The sequence below is a fragment of the Streptococcus sp. STC1396 genome (assembly GCF_058933875.1).
On sequence record NZ_JBZYCU010000014.1, the window covers coordinates 23345 to 42584 of the forward strand.

Annotated in this window: 23 protein-coding genes and 2 pseudogenes; all 25 read left to right on the top strand. The window is 37.5% G+C overall.

Going from position 1 to position 19240, the window contains the following annotated elements; all coding sequences use genetic code 11:
* Nucleotide 1: 1 nt before the first annotated feature.
* The 25 genes and pseudogenes from AC5FEC_RS06245 (at nt 2) to AC5FEC_RS06365 (ending at nt 19237) form a co-directional block, all read left to right on the top strand.
* On the top strand, nt 2-367 hold the full coding sequence (locus tag AC5FEC_RS06245) for a hypothetical protein (RefSeq protein ID WP_234549552.1): 366 nt from the start codon (nt 2-4) through the stop codon (nt 365-367).
* The gene (locus AC5FEC_RS06250; RefSeq protein WP_493661651.1) at nt 357-1916 is read left to right on the top strand and encodes a T7SS effector LXG polymorphic toxin; all 1560 of its coding nucleotides are present in this window, start codon (nt 357-359) and stop codon (nt 1914-1916) included. Before AC5FEC_RS06245 ends, AC5FEC_RS06250 begins: the two co-directional genes overlap by 11 nt.
* A 1-nt stretch (nt 1917) precedes the next feature.
* Nucleotides 1918-2583, top strand: a complete 666-nt coding sequence (locus tag AC5FEC_RS06255; RefSeq protein ID WP_217472948.1) for a lantibiotic ABC transporter permease — start codon at nt 1918-1920, stop codon at nt 2581-2583.
* Entirely contained in the window at nt 2580-3029 is a 450-nt protein-coding gene (locus tag AC5FEC_RS06260) for a hypothetical protein (RefSeq protein WP_217472947.1), read from the top strand. Before AC5FEC_RS06255 ends, AC5FEC_RS06260 begins: the two co-directional genes overlap by 4 nt.
* A complete protein-coding gene (locus AC5FEC_RS06265; RefSeq protein WP_493661652.1) occupies nt 3019-3438 on the top strand; it encodes a DUF5085 family protein in 420 nt (139 codons plus the stop codon). Before AC5FEC_RS06260 ends, AC5FEC_RS06265 begins: the two co-directional genes overlap by 11 nt.
* A gap of 352 nt (nt 3439-3790) precedes the next feature.
* Nucleotides 3791-4150: pseudogene (locus AC5FEC_RS06270) on the top strand (FtsK/SpoIIIE domain-containing protein); the annotation flags it as partial.
* Between the two features lie 95 nt (nt 4151-4245).
* A complete protein-coding gene (locus tag AC5FEC_RS06275; protein WP_493661653.1) occupies nt 4246-5301 on the top strand; it encodes a hypothetical protein in 1056 nt (351 codons plus the stop codon).
* Between the two features lie 13 nt (nt 5302-5314).
* Nucleotides 5315-6112 carry a hypothetical protein gene (locus AC5FEC_RS06280; RefSeq protein WP_493661654.1) on the top strand — a complete coding sequence of 266 codons (798 nt, stop codon included), beginning with the start codon at nt 5315-5317 and terminating at the stop codon, nt 6110-6112.
* Nucleotides 6113-6296: 184 nt separating this feature from the next.
* Entirely contained in the window at nt 6297-6449 is a 153-nt protein-coding gene (locus tag AC5FEC_RS06285; RefSeq protein ID WP_493661655.1) for a hypothetical protein, read from the top strand.
* Between the two features lie 13 nt (nt 6450-6462).
* Entirely contained in the window at nt 6463-6762 is a 300-nt protein-coding gene (locus AC5FEC_RS06290; RefSeq protein WP_493661656.1) for a hypothetical protein, read from the top strand.
* A gap of 4 nt (nt 6763-6766) precedes the next feature.
* Nucleotides 6767-7795: a hypothetical protein gene (locus AC5FEC_RS06295; RefSeq protein ID WP_493661657.1), complete on the top strand. Its 1029-nt coding sequence runs from the start codon at nt 6767-6769 to the stop codon at nt 7793-7795.
* Nucleotides 7792-8844 carry a hypothetical protein gene (locus AC5FEC_RS06300; protein WP_493661658.1) on the top strand — a complete coding sequence of 351 codons (1053 nt, stop codon included), beginning with the start codon at nt 7792-7794 and terminating at the stop codon, nt 8842-8844. The genes AC5FEC_RS06295 and AC5FEC_RS06300 overlap by 4 nt, the downstream gene beginning before the upstream one ends.
* Entirely contained in the window at nt 8841-9890 is a 1050-nt protein-coding gene (locus AC5FEC_RS06305; RefSeq protein ID WP_493661659.1) for a hypothetical protein, read from the top strand. Before AC5FEC_RS06300 ends, AC5FEC_RS06305 begins: the two co-directional genes overlap by 4 nt.
* On the top strand, nt 9887-10945 hold the full coding sequence (locus AC5FEC_RS06310; RefSeq protein ID WP_493661660.1) for a hypothetical protein: 1059 nt from the start codon (nt 9887-9889) through the stop codon (nt 10943-10945). The genes AC5FEC_RS06305 and AC5FEC_RS06310 overlap by 4 nt, the downstream gene beginning before the upstream one ends.
* Entirely contained in the window at nt 10945-11316 is a 372-nt protein-coding gene (locus AC5FEC_RS06315; protein WP_052076778.1) for a hypothetical protein, read from the top strand. Before AC5FEC_RS06310 ends, AC5FEC_RS06315 begins: the two co-directional genes overlap by 1 nt.
* A gap of 342 nt (nt 11317-11658) precedes the next feature.
* Nucleotides 11659-12399 (top strand): DUF6261 family protein, encoded by a 741-nt coding sequence (locus AC5FEC_RS06320; protein WP_493661661.1) that lies wholly within the window; start codon nt 11659-11661, stop codon nt 12397-12399.
* Nucleotides 12400-12637: 238 nt separating this feature from the next.
* Nucleotides 12638-13006, top strand: a pseudogene (locus AC5FEC_RS06325) (cell division protein FtsK); the annotation flags it as partial.
* Nucleotides 12999-13430, top strand: coding sequence for a hypothetical protein (locus tag AC5FEC_RS06330; RefSeq protein ID WP_493661662.1), 432 nt, complete (start codon nt 12999-13001; stop codon nt 13428-13430). The pseudogene AC5FEC_RS06325 and the gene AC5FEC_RS06330, both read left to right, overlap by 8 nt.
* The gene (locus tag AC5FEC_RS06335) at nt 13430-14005 is read left to right on the top strand and encodes a DUF6572 domain-containing protein (protein WP_493661663.1); all 576 of its coding nucleotides are present in this window, start codon (nt 13430-13432) and stop codon (nt 14003-14005) included. Before AC5FEC_RS06330 ends, AC5FEC_RS06335 begins: the two co-directional genes overlap by 1 nt.
* A gap of 85 nt (nt 14006-14090) precedes the next feature.
* Nucleotides 14091-14258 (top strand): hypothetical protein, encoded by a 168-nt coding sequence (locus tag AC5FEC_RS06340; protein ID WP_493661675.1) that lies wholly within the window; start codon nt 14091-14093, stop codon nt 14256-14258.
* Nucleotides 14259-15146: an NAD glycohydrolase toxin immunity factor gene (ifs, locus tag AC5FEC_RS06345; protein ID WP_493661664.1), complete on the top strand. Its 888-nt coding sequence runs from the start codon at nt 14259-14261 to the stop codon at nt 15144-15146.
* Between the two features lie 161 nt (nt 15147-15307).
* The gene (locus AC5FEC_RS06350; RefSeq protein ID WP_493661665.1) at nt 15308-15793 is read left to right on the top strand and encodes a hypothetical protein; all 486 of its coding nucleotides are present in this window, start codon (nt 15308-15310) and stop codon (nt 15791-15793) included.
* A 411-nt stretch (nt 15794-16204) separates the two neighbouring features.
* Nucleotides 16205-16411, top strand: a complete 207-nt coding sequence (locus AC5FEC_RS06355; protein ID WP_037617843.1) for a hypothetical protein — start codon at nt 16205-16207, stop codon at nt 16409-16411.
* A 149-nt stretch (nt 16412-16560) separates the two neighbouring features.
* Nucleotides 16561-18315 (top strand): aspartate--tRNA ligase, encoded by a 1755-nt coding sequence (gene aspS, locus AC5FEC_RS06360; protein ID WP_493661666.1) that lies wholly within the window; start codon nt 16561-16563, stop codon nt 18313-18315.
* Entirely contained in the window at nt 18302-19237 is a 936-nt protein-coding gene (locus AC5FEC_RS06365; RefSeq protein WP_037617837.1) for a YitT family protein, read from the top strand. The genes aspS and AC5FEC_RS06365 overlap by 14 nt, the downstream gene beginning before the upstream one ends.
* Nucleotides 19238-19240 lie beyond the last annotated feature (3 nt).

Here is a 19240-nt window from a genome sequence, read left to right on the forward strand (position 1 = left end):
GATGGAAAAAACCAGAAAATTAGAAGATATTCAATGTGGTGTTCAACAGATTCAAACGAAATTATCAAAACTAGAAGAAGAAAGAAATCAGTTTTCTTACGTTGCGACAGAGATCATAGATCTTTGTCAAACGAACTTCATCCCATATAGAGAATTAGGATATTATCCGTTATCAGTTAAAGATGAGATGGATCGTCTTGAAGATATAGAGATGTTAAAAAGGAATGAACAGCTACTTGATAATTTTATCTCCGAGAGGAAAGAAGAACTAAAAAAGGCGGTGACCATGCTAGAGGACGAAAAAGAGGAACTTCTTTTTCAACAACGCCGTCTTGAATCACAAAAGGAGGGGGAAAATGGGGATTAAAGTAGACATAGGCTCAGCAGATTCGCAGGGCAGTACAGCGAATAGTGTATTAAGTAGCCGTGTGAATTATTATAACGATGTCATTACTGCCTTTAATAATTTGATTACAGAGGGGGAGTTGAAAGGAAAAGCCTATGATAGCGCTAAGTCCTATGCGGAAAATATAATGCTTCCCCTACTTAGAGGAGTTATTCTATTTTCAGAGAGTCTAGGAGGAAAAGCGAGTGAATTACCGACTCTTTACCGTTCACAAGTCGGTGGAGAAAGTCTAGATGAGGAGATACTTCAAAAGCAAATTGAAGCGAAGAATGCAACCATTTCGACTCAAGAAGCTATTTTGTATAGTTTATCCAATCTAAAGGACATCGATCCTACTTATAAAAGTAACGTTCGAGGAATTATCTCAAATGCAACGAGTAAGCGAGATGAGTTACAAAGGAAATTAGAAAAATTGCAGTCGTTTGCGAGCTCGACCAGTGGTCATTTTTCGGATTCAGAAAGCTTACAGACTTTAGTTTTTCAAGGTTTCGAACAAGTCACGGGTGACTTTGGAAAGTTTGATGGAACTTTTAAAGTAGAGGGACAAGCTCCTTGGGCTAATACTATTAATAATGAGTGGACGAAACGTTCTGAGGTGATCCAAAATTACCAAAATGTTTTAGATAAAATTAAAAATAAAACAGAATTGGATGAGAATGATATAGCAGCGATTGCAGAGTATGGAAAACGGTATCCGACAGAATTGGCAAAGCCAGAACTATTAAGGTTAATTAATGACTCTCCATATAGCAAAGTTAGCGAATTATATAATAAAACTACAACTGTTTTTGATGTTGCTAATGTTTTGTATTTGGGATCTCGAATTTCAAAAGATAATAAAGGAAATTTAATATTTCATCATGGTACAACACCTATTGGGCAAAAGCTAGATAAATTGTTAGGCTATGATAAATTTTACAGTCGTAATAGTGTAAACCGAAATTACAATTACAGTAAAATTACTACAAATAAGGGAACAAATATTCGAGGTCAGTACGAGGATATGATGTCTCCTTTCCGTCCTAATATCATAAAGGCTGGAAAAGACGGAGCGCTTTCGTCAGCAACAGCCGGTTTGTCAAACATATTTTCAATACATCCTACTGAAGGGATTAAGATATCAGATAGCTTTAAAAATATGGGCAAATTAGGTAAAGGTATGGCGATTGCAAATGTGGTATTTTCTGCGGTGGATATTGTAGACGGAATGGGAGAAACACATGATATTGCTGTTAGCAAAAATATGACAGTTGGAAGTGAAAAGTATATAACGACTCAATTTGGAGGTGTTACGATTGACACTCTGAAGAATGTAGGAATAGGGACATTGGCTGCTGTTGGTGGGGTTGCTACAGCTACAGCAATTCCTGTTGCCTTGCCAGTTATGGTAGTAGGTGGTATAACATTGGCAGTAGGTGGAGCTATTAGTTGGGGCTTAAATGAGCTTGATAAACATACCGGATTTTCAAAGGGTTTGAAAAAATGGTGGGCAGGAGTCGTAGGAGGATAAGATGAAAGAAAAGTATATTGAGTTTTTGAATATGGCAGTTGTGGATACTAGACCTATAAAAAACTCTGACTTTTTAAAGTCAGCTACAATTGAAGTAATGTTTACTTTGCTGATATTTATAGTGTCTATTTTTATAGAAGGTGAGATACATGATGTAAGTATGATTATCCTTTACTTTACTATCTATCATATATTAGTTTTGTTGTCCATGTTTTTGCTATTCCAAAAGTTTACCGAATCAAAATTATTGCAAATGATTCCGGCAACATCCGTGTTAATTCTTCACCTTGAATTTCTTTTCTGGGGTTCTCTATTTTTGGGGAAGGACTACTTGTCTGTCTTTATGGTGTTGATTGGTCTGAGCCTTATTTTTCAGCTACTAACCTTTGTTTACCAGTTGTTAATTGTCCCTAAGGCTAAGACTTTACCATCTGGAGAGTTCAGGAAGACAATGTTACATATCCCTTCTGTTATTGTTGTTTGTTCAGCAGCAATTGTAGTAGTTATAGCACGTTTATTTATGTTGCCGGCGGTATATGTAGTTACTAGTCTTGTGGGAGTAAGTATTGGATGCCTTCCCTTCTATTGGCTTGAGTATGCACGAGTATTCACAGGTTGGAGAAAGAAAAGCACTAATAACTTTATTTATAGAGGAGAAATAAAATGAAATTAATAAGAATAGATATCAGTAATATTGCTTATACAGAGAAAAAAATACCCATGGATTCTTTTCTAGATTTGATTGAAGGTTGTGAAAAATTATTATTTGAAACAGGGGTCTATAAAAATGGTCCGACAACGATTGAAACATGTTTGAGCACTTTTGGAAAGCCAGGAGAAGCCTTGTTTAAGGTCTATATTCCGACAAACATTCCAATTGAAGGGAATGATGAATTTCAATACATTGAACATTTTACAATTGAGCAGTGTGTCTCTGAGGTAACTCCTTTTGATGAACATCTCCTTCCAAAAATTGAAGAAATGAAGCAGTATATTCATGATGAGGGATTAGAAATGCTGGGAGATACAGTTTTTCTGGCTATTTTGCCAATATTTGGGCAACACTTTGTTGAAATTAATATCCCAATTAAGGAGATTTCAGATGCTATTTAAAAACGTGGGAGAATACCAAGATATACAGTATAGAAATGTTATCTCAAGGTATTATACAGTATCTCCAGAAGAGATGCCAGGCACCTATAATGCTTTTTTAGACGAAGTAAGAAAAGCAGGATATACGCTTCGAGGGCCTTTCTTTTATACGATTAATTCCAAGCTAGAAGAAAATCAAGATGTGTTGATGGAACTGTTTATTCCAGTTGAAGAAGAGTGTATTGAGAATGCTTTGCCGAAAGACTTTTTGTATCATAGTATGTTTCAAGTTTTAAATACTGTTTCAACTAGGATTTTGGAACCAGATGATGAGTCAGTGAAAGAGGGGATAAGCTTCTTAGCTGGTTATATCTATTATCAGGGACATTGTGAGTTGACCCCCCCCCTTCTTTTTTACCACAATCTCTGATGGGAGGGTCTATACAGATATTAAAGTAGGAGTATTGAAGGAGTAAGTGGAATTCCATCTGATAATCTACTTCCGATAAAAGTTAGATTTGTTAGTATATTTTGGGGCTTTTCTATCTATTTTGGTTCGTGATATAAAGCCAATACTAAAGATTATAGATACAGGTATTATTGAAAAAATATTACCATACTTTATAGAAATCAAAAACGAGGAGCTACTTTGACATTAAAGAAAGTCCTCGTTTTTTAGTCATTTTCCTATCGTAAGCTAAATTAGTGTAGCTATAAGTATAAATTAATGGTGCAAAAATGTAGCTTGGTTCCTATAGGATAGGAAAGGGGCTGTTTCGATATTGTGGTATAATAGAACAAGAACATTTTCTAGTACCTTGAAAATTCTATATTTTTCGCTTGCTTATCTGCTCTGCTATTTACAAAAAAATATCCTGTCCCTCGCCGTCAACTTCCATCCGCATGATGTAGCTTTTCTCCTCATCGACTACAAGGGTGGGGGAATGGCTCATCTCTTTAAGAACCTGCCCCATCTCTTGGGAACTATTACCAACTTAGATGGTGCCCAATCCATGCGAGCTCTGGTCTCTATCAATGCGGAGATCCACCGCAGAGAGCGGATCTTCAACCGATATGAAGTCAATCATATCAATCAATACCAAAAGAAATTCAAGACAGGAGAAGCAACCGAACCCCTGCCACTACGAGCGCTAAGAGCAAATTAGAAACTCTGAAAGAATACGAAACACAATTAACGAAGATGTCCTCAGAGGGAGATAGTAATCCTCTAAATGGAGTGGTTAGTCTAGATAAACAGTATAGCACCAAGTTTTTAGATGTTTCAAAAGGAGCAGACTCTCAAACGGTTGCATCGGCTATTTCTGGGATTGACGGGAATATTAGTTCACAAGCAGAGGTAATAAAAGCTAGAGAGAGTTTTATTGCTTTTATATCCAGTTTAACAGGAATAGGTGAAAAAGAAGCAATCGCTAAGATTCTTGGAATAGATGTCAATGATCTTGGGAAGTGGGCGAAAGCTACGGCAGACAGAATCAAAAGTGTTGAAGATGTTTCGAAATTACTGGAAACTTTATATACAGGAAGTGGTAAGGGAATATCATTCCAAACTCTCTTATATAGTAAAGAAATTGGTCAGGCCCTTCAAAGCTCGCCATTGGTAGAAAAAGTATTAACCTTTATGATGGATCTCCCCTATGCACTAAAAAGCAGTAAATGGGCTAGTAAGTTAAGTAAGATTTTAGGGCCTTTTTCAAAGGGACTAAAACACATCAAAACAGCGGCTTCTTTTTTAATGGGAGAGCATGCAACAGGGATAGGGAATATAGCAAAGGATTTTATAAAAAGTGATAAGTTAAAGATCGGGGGAGAAACTCTAGCTTGGGGGGTATTGGCTGTGGAAGAGGGAGTCAATATCTATAAGAACTATAACAATTCCAAGACTGATTCGAAGACGGCTGTAGGAAAAGTCGGGAAGTCTGTGATCGGTGGTACCATTGATACCATATCTAACGTTGGTCCTTTAGATGGTATGTGGCTTGGAGCTAAGATAGGGGCAAAAGCTGGACCACAGGGGCTAGTAGTTGGAACTCTTGCGGGTCTTGGTTTGGGAACAATTAATCTTGCTACTTCTATATTTTTCCCTGATCAGAAAAAGGCTTTTTATGAAGGAGCTAAAAATTTGGCTTATGGTGCTGTGGACATGGTAGAATCAGGAGTGGAGTCTATCGGAAAAGGACTCCACCAGGGCATGGAGACTGTCAAAAGTGTGGGCAAGAATGTTTCTGATTTTTTCAATGGTGGTCTGAAGGCGGCCTCATCCTTGTTTGGATAATGGGGGAAAATAAATGGATAAGATACAAAAAGATATTAATGATGCACTAGAAACAACGCGAGGATGGAATATATTAGTAATGATTTTCGTAATGTCTCTATATTCGTTTTTGATTACTTGGGCCTCATACTTTCCAATGGGGGTTCTTCGATTGGCTAGTGAAGATGGACACGAACTAGTTACACAGTTGACATCAGTAGAAAATAGCCTGATTCCTCCAACTAGTTTTTTTGTTTTTCTATTTTTATTTTGTTGGCTCAGTTTTATTAGCTTTTATATAATTTCCAAAAGAAATCGCATTAAAGCCTATTTATTGTCTCTGATTCTTCACTTGTGCGTGATTGTGATTTTTTATTATGGTTGGTTTAGAGCCATCTTGTATTTAATCCCTCTAGTTGCAATTCGTATCGTCTACTGGATTGGTTTTGTCTTATCACTGATTTACCTTATTTATATCCTCGTTACTAAGCAAGGCGCTAGAAAAGATTATTTTGATTCTCTAAATATTAAAAAATTTTTGAATGTTATTTTATTCTTATGGTTGTTGATGTATGGAATCAATCTCTTTACCCATGGTCTTAATAACCTTCTAGCACATTTATTGCTTGCTTTATTACCGGTTTCACCTATTTTATTAGGACTATTATTGGTATCATTTTTTAAATCCAATGTAGTAACGCTAGAGAACTTGAATGCAGTCAATAAAAACCAAGAGAAGTACCGTGAGGAATATGGTTATACCATTGAAGAATGGTATGGGAAGAAGTCAAAAATGTACAAGGAACATGTTAAAAAATCTAAAAAGAGATAAAGATTCATAGACACTATTCCTAGTTTATTGACGGAGGATCGAACTTGGAGATTCTGACTCTAGATGAAGCACTTGAAAATAGTTCAGGTGCTTTTCTATACTTTTTACTAATTGATTAGCTATTCTGGTATAATGGGTTAAGGACTGATTGCTTACTAGCAAATACTTAGGAGGGGCTAAAGATTTGGCTTATGCTGCTGTAGACGGAGTAGAATCAGGAGTGGAATCTATCGGGAAAGGAATCCACCAGGGCTTGGAGACTGTCAAAAGTGTAGGCAAGAATGTTTCTGATTTTTTCAATGGTGGTCTGAAGGCGGCCTCATCCTTGTTTGGATAATAGGAGAAAATAAATGGAAGATAAACAAAAAGATATTAATGATGCACTAGAAACGACGCGAGGATGGAATATATTAGTAATGATTTTCGTAATGCCATTATTTCTTGTTATATGTATATTTGCTCCATGGCTTGCGATTGGTTTAGGAACATCTATGAGTAAGAATAGTATAACTTTCTTGCAGCCGCTTACTGAATTAGAGTATCAATTAATCATCCCAGAAAAAGTTTTTGGTATTTTATTTTTAGTTTATTGGGCGATGTATATGATTATTTATATCATTTCAAAAAGAAATATGATGATGGGAGAATAGGCAATTGAAAGCTAAAAAAATTGGTGCTATCTTTCTAATTTTACTTGGTGTATGTATGCTCTTTGTATTTGGGATTCGAGAGTTTAAAAAACAAGATTTATCTAAATATAAATATTGGATAGTAGATACAGAAATTACGGATTATGAATTTATTGAAAACGGTAGGATGATTACAGTTGATTGGCACAGCAACAAAGAAGTTAATCAACAAGTAAGTGTTCTTGATGAAAAGCCTAAATTTGGCTCTCCAGGGCGAATAGCTGGCAAACGTTTCCTTGTTTCCTATGCGGCGCGATTCAAAGCAAAATCCGCTTGGAATGAAGTGCGAGATGATTTTCCTATTCTGGAACAAAATTATCCAGATAAGGGGGAATATTGGAAAATAAATGTCTACGACACTAAGGGTGAAAAGTTAGACAAGAAAGTGTTGGATGTATTTGAGATCACTAGAAATTATAATGAGAACTATTATCCTGCTTTTATATTAAATAAGTATTCGATAGACAGTATAGATGGTAAGGAATATCTAACGATTTCTTTACGGAAAAAAGAAGATACCATCACTGATGTCAGAGACGAATCCAAATTACTTAAGAGATTGATAGACTTAGAGACAGGAAAGATTGTAGATATTGACCCAAACAATCAAAAAAAGAGTTCGCCTAAAATTGGACTTGGTTCGATAGATTCCTTTTCACAGCTATTTGAAGATCATGATTTTTATGTTAGCGATAATGATATTCATTTTTGGAAACTTGGAGATAATACAAAACACTGGCTCTTAAATAGAAAATACCCGAAATCTATGGAAATAATTTCTAAAAATCCTGAAACAAGCTATATATATAAACTTGCATCTGATGATGATTTGCAAACGTCCATAGATATGATAAAACTCGTTTTCCCAGAGGGTACAAATATCTTTAAGGATATCACCATTCCAGCGACTAGTTCGAAAGATGGACAGGAACATCTTATTCAAAGCGAAGAAGAGTTTTTACAATATTATAAATCCAGTACGGAGGAAGAATGAAAAGACTGATGAAATCAAAATTAGGTCAAGTCATGCTTCTTGCACTCACTGTCATAGGGTTTTACTTTGCTTATCAGGCATATCGTAGGCATGAACTTACTCAGTTTGTCATGTGGAGTCCAAGAGCTAAAATTGCAAGTTATGAATTCATGGATGATAACAAGGCAGTAGCAATTGATTGGGATAATGAGTCAGAATTAAAGGAAGCAGAAGAAGCCAAAAAATATGATAATAGGATAAAAGTTGAGCTAAGTACAGCGACCAATGGTGAACGTTTTATTGTTCGTCAGAGTTACAAATTAAAATCAGCCACGTATAAGTATTGGATTCTTGAAGAGGATGCAGTTCCATATTTGAAAAGTAATATTCCAGAGCAGGGAGAGTACTGGTTGTTAGATGTCTATGACACGAAAGATGGGACAATCAAACAAAAAACATATGATGTATTTCAGATGGTGAGGGAATATAATAAGGATTATATTCCAAGAAGGGTCCGTGAATATAATTATTTCTTGTATACGGAACAAGGAAGAACTTACTTACCAATTAGTATGGCTATTGGTCAACAGTCAGAATCGAAAACTGAAACTGGGCTTATTGATATAGAGGAAGGAAAGATAATAGCGGCTACTCCATCTGGTAAAACTTCCAAAGACCTTTACAATAAAGAAAAGACTACAGCACATAAAGATAACTTCGAAGATATACTTAATCAAAATGATAGACTTTCAAATCAAAATTTCACCTTAGTTTTATCTAATTTTTTTCTAAAAAAGTCTGTATCAAATGGTCAATTTAGTTCTTTAGCAGATAAATATCCTAAAGTGTTTTCAATCTTGAAATCCGGCCCTTCTTCTAGATTATATTTCCTTGGAAAAGAAGATGTTCGCTTTAAAATCTCTCTCTTAAAGCTAGTTCTTCCAGAGGGTACAAATATCTTTAAGGATATCACCATTCCAGCGACTAGTTCGAAAGATGGACAGGAACATCTTGTTCAAAGCGAGGAAGAGTTTTTACAATATTATAAATCCAGTACGGAGGAAGAATGAAAAGACTGATAAAATCAAAATTAGTTCAAGTCATGCTTCTAGCACTCACTGTTATAGGACTTTACTTTGCTTATCAGGCATATCGTAGGTATGAACTTACTCAGTTTGTCATGTGGAGTCCAAGGGCTAAAATTGCAAGTTATGAATTCATGGATGATAACAAGGCAGTAGCGATTGAGTGGGATAATGATGCGGAGTTAAAAGATGCGAAAGAGGCTAAGAAATATAATTCGCGTGTCAATGTAGAAACAATGACGAGAGTTAATGGAGAACGCTATATCATCCAACAAAGTTATAAGTTAAAATCAGCCACGTATAAGTATTGGATCCTTGAAGAAGATGCAGTTCCATATTTGAAAAGTAATATTCCAGAGCAGGGAGAGTACTGGTTGTTAGACGTCTATGACACGAAAGATGGGACAATCAAACAAAAAACGTATGATGTATTTCAGATGGTGAGGGAATATAATAAGGATTATATTCCAAGAAGAATTCGTGACGTTAATTATTTCTTGTATACGGAACAAGGGAAAACCTACCTGCCAATTAGTATGGTTGTTAGCCAACAGCCAGAATTGAAAACTGAAACTGGGCTTATTGATATAGAGGAAGGAAAGATAATAGCAGCTACTCCATCTGGTAAAACTTCCAAAGACCTTTATAACGATAAGGAAGTATCATACAAACCGAAGTTAGAAGATATTCTTATTTCGAATCATAAATTTTCAAACGAAAAGTTTGCCTTTGTCTTATCTCTTTTTAGTTTTAAAAAACCAGTAGAAAAATCTCAATACCTGTCCTTGTCAAGCAAATATCCAAAGGTATTTGATATATTGAGTAAAGGGTTGTTATCTGAATTATATTTCCTTGGAAAAGAAGATGTTCGTTTTGAAATCTCTCTCTTAAAGCTAGTTCTTCCAGAGGGTACAAATATCTTTAAGGATATCACTATTCCAGCGACTAGTTCGAAAGATGGACAGGAACATCTGGTTCAAAGCGAAGAAGAGTTTTTACAATATTATAAATCCAGTACGGAGGAAGAATGAAAAGACTGATAAAATCAAAATTAGTTCAAGTCATGCTTCTTGCACTTACTGTCATAGGATTATACTTGGCTTATCAGGCATATCGTAGGCATGAACTTACTCAGTTTGTCATGTGGAGTCCAAGGGCTAAAATTGCAAGTTATGAATTCATGGATGATAACAAGGCAGTAGCGATTGATTGGGATAATGAGTCAGAATTAAAGGAGGCAGAAGAAGCTAAAAAATATGATTCAGGTATCAATGTAAACAATCGTAAAACAGCGACCAATGGGGAACATTTTATTGTTCGCCAGAGTTACAAATTAAAATCAGCCACGTATAAGTATTGGATACTTGAAGAAGATGCAGTTCCATATTTGAAAAGTAATATTCCAGAGCAGGGAGAGTACTGGTTTTTAGACGTCTATGACACGAAAGATGGGACAATCAAACAAAAGACGTATGATGTATTTCAGATGGTGAGGGAATATAATAAGGATTATATTCCAATTGGAGTTGCTGAATCATCAAAATTATTACAATCTGAGAATGAAAAAGATTATTTACCCATAAAAATGGCTGTGAATAGTGAACCAAGTGCTAAAACTTTTATAGGTATAATTGATTTGACGAGTGGAAAAATTTTATCTGAAACACCGTCTGGAAAGCCAGGCAAAGAGTTTTATGATGTTTTTCAAAATACAATAAAAAATAGAGACGCTTTTGAAGATATAATCAATCAAAATGATGGACTTTCAAGCCAAAATTTTACTTTTGATTCATCTAACTTCAGTTTTAAAGAACCTGTAGAAAAATCCCAATACCTGTCCTTGTCAAGCAAATATCCAAAGGTGTTTGATATATTGAGTAAAGGGTTGTTATCTGAATTATATTTTCTTGGAGAAGAAGATGTTCGTTTTAAAATCTCTCTCTTAAAGCTAGTTCTTCCAGAGGGCACAAATATCTTTAAGGATATCACCATTCCAGCGACTAGTTCGAAAGATGGACAGGAACATCTTATTCAAAGCGAAGAAGAGTTTTTACAATATTATAAATCCAGTACGGAGGAAGAATAATGGGACGAAAGCGAATATTACCAGAACATATCAAAAGTGTGAAACACAGTTTTGAGGACATGAGTGGCAGAATAGAAGAGAAGAGCTCTAGTCTGATAGAGTCTTCTGCAACTACTCACTTGGCTTCTGCAACAGATGCGGTGAAAGCTCTAACAAAAGATTTAGTTCCAGTCATTGAATCTTTTGATGAATATCTTAATTCTGTAGCAGATGAGTTTAGCAGAATAGATAATGAAATAGGGCATATGATAGAAGGGGGCAGTCTTCAACAGTATGCGAATGGGAAGAGTGATACAGAAATGGTTAGAAAAAGATATATTACTCAGAAAAACATTGAAAATTATAATAGGATGTATAATGATTTTCCATAATGTATAACTTCAATCTCACAACCATCTGAAACTAATTCAGGTGGTTTTTCTATTGTTCTTCTTCTCATAGCTCTACATTTTTGAACTAGTTGAAGAAAAAATATATCTATGTTATATTATATTAAGCGACTTTTTTCTTGTCATCCGTGCTGACGAGCTAACGCTAACGAGATTCACTTCGTCATCTGCGCTGACAGCCTGAAGTCAAAGCGTTTTGCTCCATCATCTTCGCTGACAGTTTGAAGCTAACGAGATTCGCTTCATCATCCACGCTGATAAGATGAAATAAAGTCGTGTCCCCCGTCATCCTCGGTGACGAGAACAATAAAAAAAGAGGTGTTTATGAAAACAGAAAAAATTGTAGCTATAAAACATAGCAATCTTCGCCACGCAGAATTCTCCCAGTTCATTGCGCGCTTTCTGGATGATTTGAAGAAAGAAAACTTGGACATTAAAAAGGAAGAAGTTCTGACAACCTTAGTTGAGAAGATCCAAGCAGCCTTACCTGCCTATCAAGCTTCGCTGGGTCACATTCGTGCCAATGAGAAATCAGGGTTATTAAACGAAGCAGACGACTTGCGAGATGCGGACTTGCAGGCACTTCGGGATTCTATCAAGCCTTACCGAGCAAGCAAGCGAGAAGCCGAAAAGACAGCCTATATTAATTTGAAATTACTGTTTGACACCTACAAAGATGCCCATAAGAAACACTACGAAGAAGAAACAGCCTTGATTTCTAACTTGTTAGAAAAACTTTCATCGGAAAAATACAAGTCACAGCTTGAAACGTTGGGCATTTCTAAGTTTGTGGACAACCTTAAGGAGAGCCACCAAGCTTTTGAGACGCTTTTTGCCTCACGCTCACAGGATAAGCTACAAGCGGTCAGCTTTGATGTGAAGAAGCTACGCAAGGAAGTTTCGACTCCCTACCAGCAATTAAGTGACTATGTCTCTATCTTGACTCAAGTGAAAGACGATGAACTTTACAAACGCTTCCTTTCCGTGCTCAATAATAGCCGAAAACATTATGCGGATACTTTGGCTCGTCGGAAAGGAAAAGATACGAAGGTCACTGAGGAATAGTTCAACTCATTTTACATTGGTTTCTTTGAGCAGCCACCTGAATTCATTTTCAGGTGGTTTTTTCTAGTTCCTTCCCCGAATCCTCTCTCAGTTCCCTCTCTATTATGATATAATGGGACGAGGGAAAGATCCTATCTGTCCTTTGAAAACTTGCTTGACTTTACATGGGTTTAGCTCTGCTATTTCCCAAACAAATAAAATGACTGTCCTAGGCTGTTCGCTTGTCTTCGTGGAAGATGTGATGAGCTCGCTGTCTGAGAATATCCAGACGGTTATCAATATCAAGGACCGCAATACGGGACAACTCGTCATGGAAGAAGGGGTGCTGAAGGAAACCGACTTCCGCTTAGACCACTTTCCAGAGGATTATGATAAGGAGCGGATTGCCCGAACGCTGGCACCGCTCAATCACTTGCAGAATCTCAAGAGCTCTATTCCTGATACGGTGACCTTTATGGAGATGTATGGGGCAGAGACCTTCGATGATCTGCAAATTCCTAAGCGCTGGGGTAAGAATGCACCTTATAAGAGTTTGGCGGTGCCGATTGGCCTACGCGGTAAGGATGATCTGGTACAGCTCAATCTCCATGAGAAGGCACATGGGCCGATTTGGGCATATGGGAGGAGGTAACTTCTCGGATATTCCTAGCGAAGGACCATATACGTACAGTCAACGTTCAATTCCATATGTTGAAAATCTTAAAGCTTACCATAACGGTAACTTTAAAACCGATAGTTATTTTGATAAAATTGATGCTATCAGTGAAGGTGATATCAAGACTTTTAATAGGATTTTGAGAGAAGAAGGAATTGAAGAGGTATCACAGAAAGATTTTGCACGTTATTCTGCTGATTATAGAACTTATTTAGAAAAGACTTCAAATGAGTTAAATATGTCATACGAAGACATTAAATATGGAGTTCATGGGAAAGCAGCAGAATGGGGAGATATGTCAGGTGGTGCTGAACAGATTGTAACACCTTTTAGGGGGGATGTAATGTTAGATTTAGGGATGATGGAGGAATTTTGATGACAAAACAGGAATTATTAGACTTTTTAAAATTTAATAGCAACAAACTTAGATATTATACTGTGTACTTAAATAAAAAAGTTTTAGAGCAGTTTGCGATAGGGTATTATCAGGATTTAAGTGCAAATAGATTTATAGTGTATGAGGTGACTGAACGTCAACAGTTACATGAAAAAGCTAGTTTTGAAAGAGAAAAGGATGCTATTGAAGAATTATATGAGATTGTAAAGTTTAGATGTAGGATTAAAAGTATCCCTATTCAGTTAGATGTTTCAGAAATTGATGCAATCGGAACGAGTGATACAGACTTGGAACTTTTATTAATAGATGGCAATCTTTGGCTTCCAGATACCGAAGAAGAACATCTTTTGAAACTTCAAGAAAAACTTAACAACTATATCTACTTCCTCGAAAGCAAGCAGTATGTGGCACGATACGGCGATAACTTTGATAAAAAAGTCATCCATATTACCTTCCAGTATTCTCCATCTGATAATGGATTGGCCTTTCTCGCAGCGGTTCAGAAAGTGTTAAAACCGACTGATATGAGCTTGAAGGTAGAATTACCGGAGTGATAAAGAGAGCGAATGACGCTCTCTTTTTTATGATATAATGAGACTATATTTATAAAAAGATTATTTAGCATTTCTAAATAGCGAACTGCTTATGCCGTCAATTGATATGAAGGGGCATTCCTACGATGAGTTTCTATCTGCGATTGAACGTCAAGGATACTATGAAATCAAAAATCCACGTGTCTATAAACCAGGCACTAATAAAATTGAGCAAGTTGAAGGAATTTTCAGAATAAATCAATGGAGTAAATAAATGCAGACATACAAACTCAAAAATAAAGAAAATTATAAACACTTTGTCAAACATTACCTGGAAGTGATGAGAGAAGGAAAAGAAGCAGAAGCTTTTCTTGGAGAGGACATTAGGTATCGTTTTCAACAACGAAACTCAATGATAACAGAATACACTGATATTCAGGTGTTGCTGGAATATTGTTTATTCCCTCTATATATAGAAGGTGATAAGGATATAGAGAGAAGGACATTTGAGATATTAAAAGAGTTTTCTTTAAGTATTGATGAAAAGAAAATATGGCAAGTTACGGAATATTTATTGCTTCAAGATTTCATTCTGGCGGAATATAAACCCCTTCCTTTTGAAATTGATACAAGAAAATTAGTTCCTCTTATACTTGATACAATAGAAAAACTTCCTAACGAGTTAAAAACTAGTGGATATTACAGTCGATTAATTGGAAATATTAAATCAATTCCTTCTTTAAAGTCTTATGAGGTGGAAAAGGTAGAGAAAATCCTTAAGGAATTCAAGGAAAAATACGACAATCCACCTAGGGTAGTAAAAACCATTAAAACAGTTGAGAAAGTTGAACTAGACGTTACAAGTATAGATGCTATGGGTGTCTCTGATGACCATCTGGAGTTGTTATTGATTGATGAAAACAAATGGATAGAAGCTTTGGAGGAGGAGCATTTGTTGAAACTTCAAGAAAAACTCAATAACTATATCTACTTCCTCGAAAGCAAGCAGTATGTGGAACGATACGGCGATAACTTTGACCAAAAAGTCATCCACATCACATTTCAGTATTCTCCATCCAACAATGGCTTAGCCTTCTTAGCTGCTGCTCAGAAGGTCTTGCAACCGACGGATATGAGCTTGAAGGTGGAATTGCCTGAGTAAAAAGGAGAGCGGAATATAGAGGAGACGTTTGTCTTCTCTTTTTCATTATTAATGAGACTTTCCCCTCCTTTCTGTACTTAATGTTTAATATGGTATAATGGGAAAAGGAAACTCTTTCCGACTAGTACCTTGCGCTTCAGAACTTAGTGCTTGGTCAAGTCATGGGCTTTGGCGTAGGCAAGGCAGGTAATTATCTTGGCGGTAAGTTTGGCCGTAGTGGAGTACCAGACTTGGCAGCAGATCTGCCATCTAGTGGCAAACAGGCAGGCAATCTGGATGTATCGCTTCAAGCTAAGCGGCTACCAAAGCTGGATATGGATAGTGTCCATCTGAGCAGTAGGAAAGACCTGCATCTTAAAGCTAGCACGGCTGACATGACCCTCGCTAAACTGAAAAGTCATCCAGCAGTCAGCATAGATGTACCAAAGGTGAAAGGGACATTAGACCCATCACCGAGTCCAACATCAACTCGAGTAATTATTGACCAAACATTGCAAGAGTATGGTGTTTCTTGGGATGAGTTTAATCGACTAAGGAATATGCATGTGACAAAAATGACACAGTCTGAATATGACATGATGATTGATATTCGTAATGCGATTCCATATCCAAATGCTTCAACAAAAATGCAAAAGATTTTACTTTAAATTCATCTGATAGGTTGAATAATCGTTTTTTATGAATTAGTCTTGAAACGTTTAAATCCTCAACCACCTAATTTAGATCAACTTCCAATAGATGAGAATTAAAGTTATTTTTGATATCATTAAAACGGAAAGAACTTAGAGGAGTTATCAATCTTTCTTGAGAATATGGATGATGTGATTTCCACTTAAGTATATTTAGGTGGTCTGCTTTTTCTCTTCTGTTTCATTTTTGTACCATTTTCTACACTATATCTCTCGTATAGTTTAATGGCACGGCTTTGTATTTTGATCCGCCTCTCTGACTTTATAAGGTTTTAGCTTGGTTAAATTTCACATCTAAAGCAACCTTTCTCATAATTTTTCAACAGTGATGATTTATGCTATACTATTTCTATAACACGGAGGAAAAATATGAAAAAAATCGTTTTATACTCTCTCATTCAAGGCTTGGCCATCTTTGTGATTGCAGGGCTGCTGGCCTATGTGGTGAGAGGTGACTTCTTCTTTCGATACCTTGCGCCCATCTTTGGACTTGCTGCGGCTGTTTTTCGCTTTTTTACTTCCATGATTGTCAAGAGTTTGGCGCCGACCATTTATCAGGAAGAAGATAAAAAATAGGTCTATTCACCTATCACATACACTTTAATCCGAGTTGTCCGCTCGGATTTTTATACTTTATGAAAAAGCGGTCTTTTTCTGAAAAATGCTCACTTTCCCTGCCTCTTTGTGGTAAAATAGTAAAAGAATTAAAATTTTGGAGAGTAAGAATGAAACGTTCAATGTATGCGGGACGTGTTCGTAGTGAGCATGTCGGTCAGGAAATCACTTTGAAAGGTTGGGTTGCCCGTCGTCGGGATTTGGGAGGCTTGATTTTTATTGATCTGCGTGACCGTGAGGGGATTACGCAGCTGGTCATCAATCCTGAGAGTGTCCCAGCAGAAGTTATGAAGACTGCTGAGAGTTTGCGCAGCGAGTTTGTCATTGAAGTGACAGGTAAGGTCGCAGCGCGGGAGCAGGCCAATGATAAGCTGGCTACAGGAAGTGTGGAGCTACACGTAGAAAGTCTGACAGTGCTGAATGTTGCTAAGACGACTCCTTTTGAGATTAAGGACGGAATTGAAGCCAACGATGATACGCGCCTGCGCTATCGTTATTTAGACTTGCGCCGGCCAGAAATGCTGGACAATCTCAAATTGCGTGCCAAAGTGACTCACTCTATCCGCAATTATTTGGACGAGCTAGAGTTTATCGATGTGGAGACACCGTTTTTGACCAAGTCAACGCCTGAAGGGGCGCGTGATTATTTGGTGCCGAGCCGGGTTAACCAGGGTCATTTCTATGCCCTACCTCAAAGCCCACAGATTACCAAGCAGCTTTTGATGAATGCTGGTTTTGACCGTTATTACCAAATTGTCAAGTGTTTCCGAGACGAGGACTTGCGTGGAGACCGTCAGCCAGAGTTTACACAGGTTGACTTGGAAACTTCTTTCCTATCGGAGCAGGAAATCCAAGACATTACAGAAGGCTTGATTGCCCGTGTCATGAAGGAAACCAAGGACATTGAAGTTGCCTTGCCTTTCCCACGGATGAAATATGATGACGCTTTGGCTCTTTATGGTAGTGACAAGCCAGATACTCGTTTTGAAATGTTGTTGCAGGACTTGACAGATCTTGTCAAGGGAATTGATTTTAAAGTCTTTTCTGAAGCACCAGCTGTCAAGGCGATTGTGGTAAAGAATGCTGCTGATAAATACTCACGCAAGGATATTGATAAATTGACAGAGCAAGCGAAGCAACATGGAGCCAAGGGCCTTGCTTGGATCAAATTCACTGGCGGAGAGCTGACTGGCCCTGTCGCTAAGTTCTTGACAGACCTGTCAAGCCAATTGACAGCTACTTTACAGCTTGAAGAAAATGATTTGGTCCTCTTTGTAGCAGATACTTTGGAGGTTGCCAATGCTGCACTGGGCGCTCTTCGTGTCCGACTGGGCAAGGAGTTAGGCTTGATTGACCCTGCTAAGTTTAACTACTTGTGGGTGGTAGATTGGCCGATGTTTGAGTGGTCTGAAGAAGAAGGCCGTTACATGAGTGCCCACCATCCATTTACCCTGCCACAAGACCAAACAGCCCATGAGTTGGAAGGAGATTTGAGCAAGGTACGGGCCATTGCCTACGATATCGTACTCAATGGCTACGAACTAGGTGGCGGTAGCTTGCGGATTAATCAAAAAGATTTGCAGGAACGCATGTTTAAGGCTTTAGGCTTCTCAGCTGAAGAAGCTCAGGAGCAGTTCGGTTTCCTCCTAGAAGCGATGGACTATGGTTTCCCACCGCATGGAGGTCTGGCCTTAGGTTTGGATCGCTTTGTAATGATCCTTGCTGGAGAAGAAAATATTCGTGAAGTCATTGCTTTTCCTAAGAATAACAAGGCTTCTGACCCGATGACTCAAGCGCCAAGCATAGTCGCTCCTGCTCAATTAGAGGAATTAAGTTTACAAGTAGAAGTTCATGAAAAAGACTAAGTATTATAAACACTTTCGCTTTTATATCCGTAGATTTGCCTATAATTTTAAATTATTGCAAGTCTTGAGAAGTATTTCCAGAGAAAAATATGCTGAAAAGATCTCGGCTTCTGTGCTCTACGGTTTTTTATCCGCCGTCGCAGTTAATTTCTTTTTTCAACCGGGGCATGTTTACTCAAGCGGAGCAACAGGTCTAGCGCAGATTGTTACTGCTCTCAGTACCCGATTTCTGGGTTTCACTATTCCGGTTTCCGTTACCTTTTATGCGATTAATATTCCGCTGATGATTTTGGCTTGGTACCAAATCGGGCATAAGTTTACGGTCTTTACTTTTATCACAGTTTCAATGAGCTCGCTTTTTATTCAGTTTGTTCCAGAAGTGACGCTGACGACCAATCCTATCATCAATGCGCTTTTTGGGGGTGTCGTCATGGGAGCGGGGATTGGCTTTGCTCTCAAGTCAAGTATTTCGAGCGGAGGCACAGATATTGTCAGTCTGACCATTCGCAAGAGGACAGGCCGCAATGTCGGCAGTATTTCCTTGATTGTGAATGGGATTATTATGCTGATTGCTGGTCTGACTTTTGGTTGGGAATACGCTCTCTACTCGATGATTACAATTTTTGTATCCAGTCGAGTGACCGATGCGGTCTTTACCAAGCAAAAGCGGATGCAGGCCATGATTATTACCAGCCATCCAGAAAGAGTGATTGATAAGATTCACAATAAACTGCACCGTGGAGCAACCATTATCAATGGAGCTGAGGGAACCTATAACCACGAACAAAAGGCGGTTTTGATTACAGTAATTACGCGTGCAGAGTTTAACGAATTTAAGTACATCATGAATCAGATAGATCCGACAGCGTTTGTCTCCGTGTCTGATAATGTACATATCTTGGGAAAATTTATAGAAGAATAAAAT